Here is a 2,785-nt window from a genome sequence, read left to right as displayed (position 1 = left end):
CCTCGGGTAAGGTGTCCAAAGACGTCCGGTAGCCACGACCTTCCGCCATGCGCCCCGCCCTCTTCCTGCTGCTCTTCGCCGTCGCCCGTCCGTCCTGGGCGGAGGACTCCGCGTCCACGAAGAAGGCGGCGGCCAGCGCGACGCCCGCGAAGAAGCCGGCCAAGGCCATCCGCCTGGAGGCCATCAAGGTCGAGGGGCGCATCCAGAAGCCGGAAGCCTTCTATTTCCTCGACCGCTCCAAGCCGAGCTTCGACGACCTGAACCGCACGGAGAGCTTCGTGCCCAAGGTGGTCCAGAGCGTGCAGCAGGACCCGTTCTAGTTCCATGGCCCTTCAAACCCGCCCCAAGTTGCTGCGCGTCGGCGTCATCCAGGACGGGCGCATCGTCGAAGAGCACCACCTGCTCCACGACTCCGTCACCATTGGCGATGACGCCCGCAACACCATCGTCATGCCCCCGTCCGAGGCGCGCCCGCCGCGCTTCAAGGTGCTGGAGAACCGCGGCCAGCAGTTCCACCTCATCATCGACGAGCACATGCAGGGCCGCGTCAACCTGGGCTCGTCGGACGTGGACTTCGACGCGCTGCGCTCCCAGGGACTCGCCACGCGCCGCGCGGACGACACCTTCGACCTGCCCCTGCAGGAGAGCGCCCGCGGCAAGGTGGACCTGCCGGACGCCACGCTCTTCTTCCACTTCATCCCCGCGCCCGCGGAGGGCTCCAAGCCCACCCTCCCCCCGGAGCTGAAGGCCAGCCCGTGGCGCACGGTGGACCGCGTCTTCTTCGGCATCCTCCTGTCGATGCTGGTGCTCTACGTGCTGAGCGTGGCGCTCATCGTCGCCCAGCCCGCGCCGGTGGAGGCGGAGGTGGAGCTGGACCAGCTGGAAGACCGCTTCGTGCGCGCCATCATCCCGCCCCAGCCCCCGAAGAAGGAGGAGCCCAAGGAGACGGCTTCCACCGGGGAGAAGAAGCCGGACGAGCCGAAGACCGCCCCGAAGAAGCCCGCCTCCACGGAAGCGACGCCCGCCCCCGCCAACAGCGCGGAGCGCCGGCAACAGGTCGAGGCCAGGGTCGCGGGCACCGGCCTCCTCAAGCTGCTGGGCGGCAAGGGCCCCGGCGGCGGGGACGCCATCGCGGACGTGCTCGGGAGCTCCGGCAGCGGCGCCAACGTGGCGGAGGCGCTCGCGGGCGCGACGGCGGGTGGCGCGCTCACGGCGGGCTCCGGCGGCGGCAACGGCATCGCCAACCCGCAGGGGGACACCGGCGGCAAGCTGGCGGGCATCGGCGCGACGCAGACGTCCGGCGCGGGCACCGTGGACACGGGCCGCAAGCAGCTCGTCAAGGTGCCCCAGGTCGTGGACTCGGTGCCGGAAGTGGACAGCTCCGAGGTCAAGCCCAAGGACCTGGCCCGCTACATCCAGAGCCGCAAGGCCTCCATCCAGCGCTGCTACGAGAACGGCCTCAAGCGCGACCCCTCCCTCAAGGGCAAGGTGATGGTCCGCTTCGACCTGACGCCGCAAGGCCGCGCCAGCAACGTGGAGGTGGAGGAGTCCACCCTGCGCTCGGACGAGGTCATCAACTGCATCAAGACCACCATGCGCGCCTGGACGTTCCCTTTCAAACCGAGTGACGACGTCCCCGTCAGCTACCCGTTCATCTTCTCGCCAGGGGAATAGGCTCGACCGTCCGGACCTTCCGGAGGCACCGGACCCGCGGGGAGCACATGGAGAAGCTGGCTGTCATCGCCACATCCCCCCTCTTCGAGATGCTGGCCCCCGCGGAGCTCGCGCGGCTGGCGGAGCTGGCACGGCTGTACCGCTACGCGCACGGCGAGGTGGTGTTCGAGGAGGGCGACCTGGGTGACAGCCTCTTCGTCATCGTGCGCGGCCAGGTGGAGGTGGTGCGCCGGGGGGCGGGCAACGGGGTGAAGCCCCTCACCGTCCTGGGCCCGCCGGAGTTCTTCGGGGAGATGGGCCTCATCGACAAGGACCACCGCTCCGCCACCGTGCGCGCCCTGGGCGAGGTGGAGCTGCTCCAGCTCACCGCGCAGGATTTACGGACCTTCCGGCTGGCGCACGCGGACGGCTTCACCTTCATCGTCGTGAACATCGCGCGCAGCCTGTCCGCCCGCCTGCGCGAGGCCAACGCCCGCCTGGCCCCCCAGGACTGACGTCCGGCGCCGGAAAGCCGGACTCCGGGGTGATGGGGCATTGCGTTGACACCCCTCCCCCTCACTCCTAGGCTCGACTCTCGAAGCTTGGGAAGGGCCGGAAGGACTCGTGAGGCGCATGCGCACCCTGGGAATGCTCGCCGTCGTGGGAGGACTCGTCACCTCCGGGATGGCGCTCGCGCAGTCGCCCGCGTCGCCGCCGCGCCCCGCTCCGCCCGCGCTGGACAAGGCCGGTGACGTGCCGGACAGCCAGAAGCTGGAGCGCAGCACGCAGGCGCTGGGCGGCATGCGGGAATCGCTCCGCCAGGTGTTCGAGAAGGTCGAGGAGGCGCGGCGCACCAAGGACGTGGTGAAGCTCAACTGCGCCAACGAGAAGCTGACGCAGATCAAGGGCCTCTTGCGCATCTCCGAGCAGGCCGACGTGGCCCTCCAGGAGGCCGTCAGCAAGAGCGAGGCGGCGCCCGGCGAGCACGAGTTCACCAAGGTGATGATCGCCCAGCAGAAGGTGGGCCAGCTGCGCTCGGAGGCCGAGGAGTGCATCGGTCAGCTCGCCTTCCGCACCGACGAGAACCTCTTCGTGGAGGTGGAGGAGCCCGACAACCTGCCCGGTGGAGACC

General features: G+C 69.9%; 4 protein-coding genes. All 4 read left to right on the top strand.

Annotated features, from left to right (window positions below; all coding sequences use genetic code 11):
- Positions 1 to 47: 47 nt before the first annotated feature.
- Entirely contained in the window at positions 48 to 320 is a 273-nt protein-coding gene (locus tag D7W82_RS39185; protein WP_120623122.1) for a hypothetical protein, read from the top strand.
- Positions 321 to 324: 4 nt separating this feature from the next.
- The gene (locus D7W82_RS39180; protein WP_120623121.1) at positions 325 to 1,674 is read left to right on the top strand and encodes an AgmX/PglI C-terminal domain-containing protein; all 1,350 of its coding nucleotides are present in this window, start codon (positions 325 to 327) and stop codon (positions 1,672 to 1,674) included.
- A 47-nt stretch (positions 1,675 to 1,721) separates the two neighbouring features.
- Positions 1,722 to 2,168: a cyclic nucleotide-binding domain-containing protein gene (locus D7W82_RS39175; protein ID WP_014394787.1), complete on the top strand. Its 447-nt coding sequence runs from the start codon at positions 1,722 to 1,724 to the stop codon at positions 2,166 to 2,168.
- A gap of 118 nt (positions 2,169 to 2,286) precedes the next feature.
- On the top strand, positions 2,287 to 2,785 hold a 499-nt coding region (locus tag D7W82_RS39170; RefSeq protein WP_120623120.1), incomplete at its 3' end, for a hypothetical protein.

The organism is Corallococcus sp. CA049B (genome assembly GCF_003611685.1).
Lineage (GTDB): Bacteria > Myxococcota > Myxococcia > Myxococcales > Myxococcaceae > Corallococcus > Corallococcus coralloides.
This window is presented reverse-complemented; position numbering and strand designations above follow the sequence as displayed.